The sequence below is a fragment of the Parafannyhessea sp. genome (genome assembly GCF_051876455.1).
Classification (GTDB): Bacteria; Actinomycetota; Coriobacteriia; order Coriobacteriales; family Atopobiaceae; genus Parafannyhessea.
In genome coordinates this window covers 1-7,008 of record NZ_JBJEHW010000004.1, presented here as the reverse complement: position 1 = coordinate 7,008, position 7,008 = coordinate 1, and the positions used below count along the sequence as shown (strand labels likewise).

Below are 7,008 nucleotides of genomic sequence, written 5' to 3'. Positions count from 1 at the left end.
CGCAGGTCGGTGCCTGGTCGATGAGCGTGACTTCCTTGCCGCAGCGCTGGAAGGCCTCGGCGAGCTCGACGCCGATGTATCCCGCCCCCACGACGGCGACGTGCCTGATTGCATCGTCCTCGAGCTTGCCGATCACGGCCTGGGCATCCTGGAAGAGCTTCACCTGCTGGACGTTCTCGAGGTCACGCCCCTCCCAGCGGGGGAGGACCGGGACGGAGCCCGTCGCGAGTATCAGCTTGTCGTAGCGCTGCTCGCACCTCTTGCCGTCAGGCCCCACGGCGTGCAGGACCTGGGCATCGTAGTCGATGTGTTCGACGCGGGTCTCCATGTGGACCGTGGCGCCCTTCTCCTCGAACTGCTCCCTCGTCTGGTAGAAGAGCCCGTCCGGCTTGGAGATCTGCCGCCCGATCCACAGCGCCATCCCACAGCCGAGGAAGCTGATGTTCGAGTTCTGATCGAAGATCACGACCTCGTTTCCGGGGTGGTTGTCGAGAATTGCGTTGGCCGCTGCCGTGCCGGCATGGTTGGCTCCGACGATCGCGATCGTGCTCATGGGGAGGTCCTCTCGCTTGGGATCCGTTGGGTCCATAGGAAGCGTTACGCTTCATATGATACAAATTTAGTATCAATAAATGGCGGCGTGCACAAGTGGGAATCGGGGAGCGGAGGAAGGCGCGTAAAGAGCGGGGCGCCCGCGAGTCGAATGGCTCGCGGGCGCCCCTGGCGTCCCTATGGATTGTGGCTTCGGCCGAGGCGGCCGCTCTTCTCGCCCCGAGGGCTAGCTGTGGACGACGACCACGTCGCCGACCTTCGTGAGGTCGTAGAGCTTCTGCGCGGCGCTCGTGGGGAGGTTGATGCAGCCGTGGCTGCCGTTGCCCTGGTAGATGGTGCCGCCGAACGTCGACCTCCACGACGCGTCGTGGAACGCGACGAGGTTGCCCACGAAGGGCATCCAGTACGAGACGTGGCTCGTGTAGTCGGGCTGGCCGTCGTGGTTCTCGTCGAGGCCCTTGAGCGTCTGGTTCGTGCCCTTGTTGGAGTTGATGGTGTAGACGCCGGTGTCCGTGGCGTGGTCCTCCGTCGGGTCGCCGGAGACGAAGTCGCTCTCCCAGATGATCGAGCCGTTGTCGTAGAAGCGCGCGTGCTGCTCCGTGAGGTCGACGTCGATGTAGCGGGTGCCCCAGTCCGCGCCGCCGGGGTTCCACTGGTCCGCCTTGGTGGACCAGGGCACGTCGAACGTGGCGGACTTTGCGGCCTCGATGTTGGAGGCGAGCGTGGAGGCGAGGGAGTCGGTGTTGACGCTCCAGCCGTACGTGCCGCCCGAGACGGAGACCTGCTTGCCGTCGGCCCTGGTGTAGGTCCTCGTGGTGCCCACCGTGTTGAGGGACTTGGCGAGGTCGCCGGACGCCCAGGTCTTGATGGCGTCCGTGTCGAGCGTGACGGACAGGTCGTCCCCGACCTTGACCCACTTGGCGATGGTCTTCGCGTCCACCGTCGCGACGGTCTTGCTGTTGGCCGTGAGCGTCTGCGTCGCCGCGAGGTACTTGTTGGCCGTCTCGACCGCGGTCTTGAGCTTGCTGCTGGTGGAGGTCACGGTGGGCTGCTGCAGCTGGCCGCTGCCGAGCGCGAGCGTCGTGGTGCCGGTGGAGAGCGCGGACTTGACCGCCTTGAGGACGGCGGACTCGTCCACGGCCGTACCGACCTTCTCCTTAGAGACGACGAACTTGCCCGCGGACTCGTCGTAGCTCGCGGTGGCGTTGGTGGGCTGCGTCGCGTTGGCGTTGGCGGTCTTGACCGCCGCGCTCACGAGCGAGGCGAGCTTGTCCTTGTCGTAGTCCATGTCGACCTTGGTCGTCACGTCGTTGCCCGTGAAGATGGTGACGGGCCAGGCCCACACGTTGATTTTGGACATGGTGTCGCTCGCGTAGGACGAGGTGTCGTACTTGAGGTCGATGTCCGAGCCCTTGACGCTCAGGCTCACGTTGTCCCCGCTGACGGCGAGCTTGTAGCTGTCGAGGGCGTCGTTGAGGTCGGACGCCTCCGCGGCGGGCGTCTTGAGCGAGACGTCCTTGCCGTTGACGGTGGTGTTGGGCATGTAGACGTTGGACCAGAGGGCGCATCCGCCAAGGTAAATGGCGCAGACGACGCCCACCGCGATGGCCGCGCCCTTGCCGTGGCGACGGCGCGGAGCCTTGCGCGCGGACTCGCGGCCGCGCATGCCCTCGAGGTCCATGTGGGGGTCGTAGGCGGGGACGGCCCTGCCCATCGGCGCGGCGGCGGTCCTGCCGGCGGCCGAGCTGGCCGTGCCTCCCTGGCCGGCGGCGGCACCGGTCGCGTTCGCGAAGTGCGACGCCCGGCGTGCCGTGCGGGCTGCGGGGGCGTCCTGGCGTGCCGTGCGGGCTGAGGGGGCGTCCTGGCGTGCCGTGCGGGCGGCACCCGCGGCCTGGCGCGGCGCGGCCGTGCCGTTGGGCCTTGCGGAGGCGCCGGTGGCCGCCTCGGGCTTCCTCACGGTGATGCGCTGCCCCTGTGCGTTGATGACGTCAATGCGCTGACGCTGCGGTTTCCTGTTGTCTGTCACGAATCTGCCTCGGATCTGCCAATCGCGGTTTGCCAACCGCGCTCCCGCGTCTCCGCGGGGGTCGAGTTCAACGGGTTACAATTCTATCCAAATCGGCGCGGACCATGCGAATGGTGACGGATTAAATGACAATTACACGCATCAAGAGCCTAGCTGAACGCGGGCTCGACCCATACCTCAGGCTCTCGGAGCGGCAGCTCCGGTCGAACCTCCATCCCGACCAGGCCCTCGTGATCTGCGAGTCGCTCCTCGTGATACAGCTCGCCGTGGAGCGCGGCCTCGACGTGGTGAGCGTCTTCGTGGACGAGCGGCACCTCGACAACCTCCTCGCGCACGTTCCCGCCCTGGGCGAGAAGGACGTGCCCGTCTACGTCGCGAGCCGCGAACTCATGAGCGAGGTCACGGGCTTCAACGTGACGCGCGGCTACATGGCCGCCGTCCGGCGGCCGAGGGCGCTCACGGTGGGGGAGGCGCTCTCCGGCGCGCGCAGGGTGGCCGTGCTCGAGGGGCTGGTCGACGTGAGCAACCTGGGGGCGATCTTCAGGAACGCCGCCGCCCTGGGGGCGGACGCCGTCATACTCGCCCCCGAGTGCGCGGACCCCCTCAACAGGCGCTCGATCCGCGTGTCCATGGGCAACGTCTTCGTGGTGCCGTGGGCGGTCGCGCCGCGGCCCTGGCCGGAAGCACTTCTCGCCCAGCTTGGCGACGGCGGCTTCACGACGGTGGCCATGGCGCTCGACGAGCGCGCGACCAGGGTGGACGACCCGTCGCTCGCGGCGGCGGGGAGGCTCGCGCTCTTCTTCGGCACGGAGGGGACAGGCCTGTCGCGGCGGGTGCTCGACGCCGTGGACCGGACGGTCATAATCCCCATGTCGCGGGGCGTGGACTCGCTCAACGTCGCGGCGTCCTCGGCGGTGGCGTTCTGGGAGTTCTTCGCGCGTGGCGAACGGGGCGCGGGGGATGGCGATTAGCCGCATTGCGAGCGCCTTGCAGGAACGTTTGGTATTGTGGAGAAGTGCGGCGGTGCCCGCTGGCGGGTCGCCCGTGCAACATTGAATCCTGTTTGGGTATCAGAACAGAAGCGTCGCGTGGCCCGTTCGGAGGGCGGCGCGCAAGACATAAGGAGCTGTCCCAAGCGCTATGGACGACAAGAAGAAGAGACAATCGATGATCGTCTACCTGATCATCGCGATTGCCCTCGCAATCGGACTGCGGAGCGTGCTGTACCCGAGCATCACGCAGTCGCAGGTAGAGCAGGTGACGTACAGCAAGTTCATCGACATGGTGGACGACGGCGACGTGAAGACCGTCACGCTCAACACGGGCGACAACACCATCAAGTTCACGACGGACGACAAGGACGTCACGTACGAGACAACCGAGTTCCCCAACGACAGCGACCTCGTGAAGCGCCTGCAGAAGGCGGGCGTGACCTTCTCGGCCGAGATCCCCGACCAGAGCGGCGACATGTGGCTGTACCTCGCGCTCAGCTACATCCTGCCCATCGCCATCATCTTTGGCGGCGGCTGGCTCCTCAACAGGAGGCTCCGCAAGCAGATGGGCGACGAGCCCTCCATGAACTTCGGGAGCGGCTTTGGCATGGGAGGCGGCCTTGGCCGCTCCAACGCCAAGGAGGTCAAGGGCAAGGAGACGGGCGTCACGTTCAAGGACGTCGCCGGCCAGGACGAGGCCAAGGAATCCCTGCAGGAGATCGTCAACTTCCTCTCGCACCCGGAGAAGTACGCGGCCATCGGCGCCCGCTGCCCGCGCGGCGCGCTCCTCGTGGGCCCTCCGGGCACGGGCAAGACGCTCCTCGCCAAGGCGGTCGCCGGCGAGGCGGACGTGCCGTTCTTCCAGATTTCCGGCTCCGAGTTCGTCGAGATGTTCGTGGGCCGCGGCGCCGCGAAGGTGCGCGACCTCTTCAACCAGGCCAAGGAGAAGGCCCCCTGCATCGTGTTCATCGACGAGATCGATACCATCGGCAAGAAGCGTGGCATGTCGATCAACTCGAACGACGAGCGCGAGCAGACGCTGAACCAGCTCCTGACCGAGATGGACGGCTTCGACAACCACAAGGGCATCGTCGTGCTCGCCGCGACCAACCAGCCCGACGTGCTCGACCCGGCGCTCCTGCGCCCCGGCCGCTTTGACCGCCGCATCCCCGTGGAGCTCCCGGACCTCGCCGGCCGCGAGGCCATCCTCAAGCTGCATGCGCACGACGTGAAGATGGAGCCGGGCATCGACTTCGGCTTCGTGGCGCGCACGACCCCCGGCGCATCCGGCGCCGACCTCGCCAACATCATCAACGAGGCCGCGCTCCGAGCCGTCCGCATGGGCCGCAACCGCGTGACCCAGGAGGACATCACGGAGTCCGTCGACGTGGTCATCGCGGGCGAGAAGAAGAAGTCCACCGTCCTTTCCGAGCACGAGAAGGAGGTCGTGGCCTACCACGAGACGGGCCACGCCATCGTCGCGGCGGTGCAGGACGGCAAGATGCCCGTCAGCAAGATCACGATCGTGCCCCGTACCTCGGGCGCGCTCGGCTTCACCATGCAGACCGAGGAGAACGAGCACTACCTCACGACCCGCGAGGAGTACGAGCAGCGCATCGCGGTGCTCTGTGGCGGCCGTGCTGCCGAGGAGCTGATCTTCGGCCAGATGACCTCCGGTGCCGCGAACGACATCGAGAAGGCGACCAAGATCGCCCGCGCGATGGTTACGCAGCTCGGTATGTCCGACAAGTTCGGCATGGTCGCGCTCGGCGAGACGCGCAACCGCTACCTTGGCGGCGGCGCCGAGCTCACCTGCTCCGACGCGACGGCGACCGAGATCGACGACGAGGTGACCAGGCTCGTGGAGAAGGGTCACCAGATCGCGCTCAAGACGCTGAAGGACAACCGCTTCAAGCTGCACGAGATCGCGCACTACCTGCAGAAGAAGGAGACGATCACGGGCGAGGAGTTCATGAACATCCTCAACCGCGACGACGGCTTCGCACCCAAGTACAACACGCAGGGCCAGGCCGGCACGCAGCAGTAGGTGCATCAGACCCGACGGAGCGATAGGCACATGGCGACGGACCCCTAAGACCTCACGGTCTTGGGGGTCCGTTCTTCTCGCTCGCAAAGGTGCTTGGCTATACTGGCACGCGGTTTGGAGTCGGACGAGGGGGTCACATGGACGCGGAGGAGAGTCGCGTGCGGGAGCCTGATGACAGGAGCCGCCTCGCGAGGGACGTCGAGGCGTTTGTCCCTGGCTGCGAGCAGGAGGAGCGCGACCGGAGGCAGATTCTGGAATGGCTCGGGAGGTCGGACTGCCCCGACGTGAGCACGCGGCGGAACGAGGTGGCGCACCTGACGGGCTCCGCCTGGGTGGTGAGCCCGGACCGGTCGATGGTCCTGATGGCCTACCACAGGATCTACGACACGTGGGCGTGGCTGGGCGGACACGCGGACGGCGACTTCGACCTCGCAAGGGTGACGCTTCGCGAGGTGGGGGAGGAGAGCGGGTTGACGCGGGCGAGGCTCGTTGGTCGAGCTCCGATCTCGCTCGAGGTGCTGTGCGTGAACGGCCACGTGAAGCGCGGCGCCTACGTGAGCTCGCACCTACACCTCAACGTGACGTACCTCGTGGAGGCGGACCCCGACGAGCCCGTGCGGCCGAAGCCGGACGAGAACAAGGCGGTGCGATGGTTCGAGAGGGACGATGTGCTCGACCACGTGAGCGAGCCGTGGATGGTGCGCTGGGTGTACCCGAAGCTCCTGGAACGCATGTAGCGTCGCCTGGGTCTGCGGCATAGTGACGGTGGGGGCCCGTGTCAAATAAATATCCGGCCCGCGTCGCAAACGTTCCGCGAACGGCCGCGTAGTGCTATCATCGGCCATGCTGCGTTGATGGGGAGAGTACGTCTGGCGTCGCGGCCAAGAGAGAGCGGGGACGGTGGGAGCCCGCGGTCGTGCCTTTCGGAAGATCACCCCGGAGCTGCGGTCCGAAAGCGCGGGACAGCCCGCCGCAAGTAGGCGCCGCCGGAGAGGCCGCCGAGACAGGCCTACCGAGTTTGGCGGAGATTCCGCTCGCTGGGTGGTCACAAGCGAAGTGTCGAGGAGCGCTTCGTCCCAGCAAGAGGGACGGGCGCTTCTTTCGTGGGTGCCCAGAAGGGAAAGGACGCGAGGTGGCAAATCAGTACAAGAAGACGATGAACCTGCCCAAGACCAAGTTCTCCATGAGGGCCGGCCTTGCCCAGCACGAGCCCGAGCGGCTCAAGGACTGGGAGCAGAACGACGTCTACGGCCAGCTGCTCAAGAAGAACGAGGGCCACAAGAAGTTCGTGCTCCACGACGGCCCCCCGTATGCGAACGGCCCCATCCACCTGGGACACGCTCAGAACAAGATCTCGAAGGACATCATCAACCGCTACTGGTCCATGCGCG

Annotated in this window: 6 protein-coding genes; 4 read left to right on the top strand and 2 right to left on the bottom strand. The window is 66.5% G+C overall.

Annotated features, from left to right (window positions below):
- Positions 1-553, bottom strand: a 553-nt coding sequence (locus ACI38Z_RS00210; RefSeq protein WP_439788177.1) for an NAD(P)/FAD-dependent oxidoreductase, incomplete at its 3' end; no start/stop codon positions are given.
- 225 nt (positions 554-778) lie between these two features.
- A complete protein-coding gene (locus ACI38Z_RS00205; RefSeq protein WP_439788176.1) occupies positions 779-2,578 on the bottom strand; it encodes a L,D-transpeptidase family protein in 1,800 nt (599 codons plus the stop codon).
- Between the two features lie 125 nt (positions 2,579-2,703).
- On the opposite strand from ACI38Z_RS00205, the gene ACI38Z_RS00200 reads away from it, so the two are divergent.
- The 4 genes from ACI38Z_RS00200 to ACI38Z_RS00185 form a co-directional block, all read left to right on the top strand.
- On the top strand, positions 2,704-3,549 hold the full coding sequence (locus ACI38Z_RS00200) for a TrmH family RNA methyltransferase (protein ID WP_439788175.1): 846 nt from the start codon (positions 2,704-2,706) through the stop codon (positions 3,547-3,549).
- Between the two features lie 169 nt (positions 3,550-3,718).
- Positions 3,719-5,617 (top strand): ATP-dependent zinc metalloprotease FtsH, encoded by a 1,899-nt coding sequence (ftsH, locus tag ACI38Z_RS00195; RefSeq protein WP_439788174.1) that lies wholly within the window; start codon positions 3,719-3,721, stop codon positions 5,615-5,617.
- Between the two features lie 137 nt (positions 5,618-5,754).
- Positions 5,755-6,354, top strand: a complete 600-nt coding sequence (locus tag ACI38Z_RS00190) for an NUDIX hydrolase (protein ID WP_439788173.1) — start codon at positions 5,755-5,757, stop codon at positions 6,352-6,354.
- Positions 6,355-6,749: 395 nt separating this feature from the next.
- Positions 6,750-7,008, top strand: a 259-nt coding sequence (locus ACI38Z_RS00185; protein ID WP_439788172.1) for a class I tRNA ligase family protein, incomplete at its 3' end; no start/stop codon positions are given.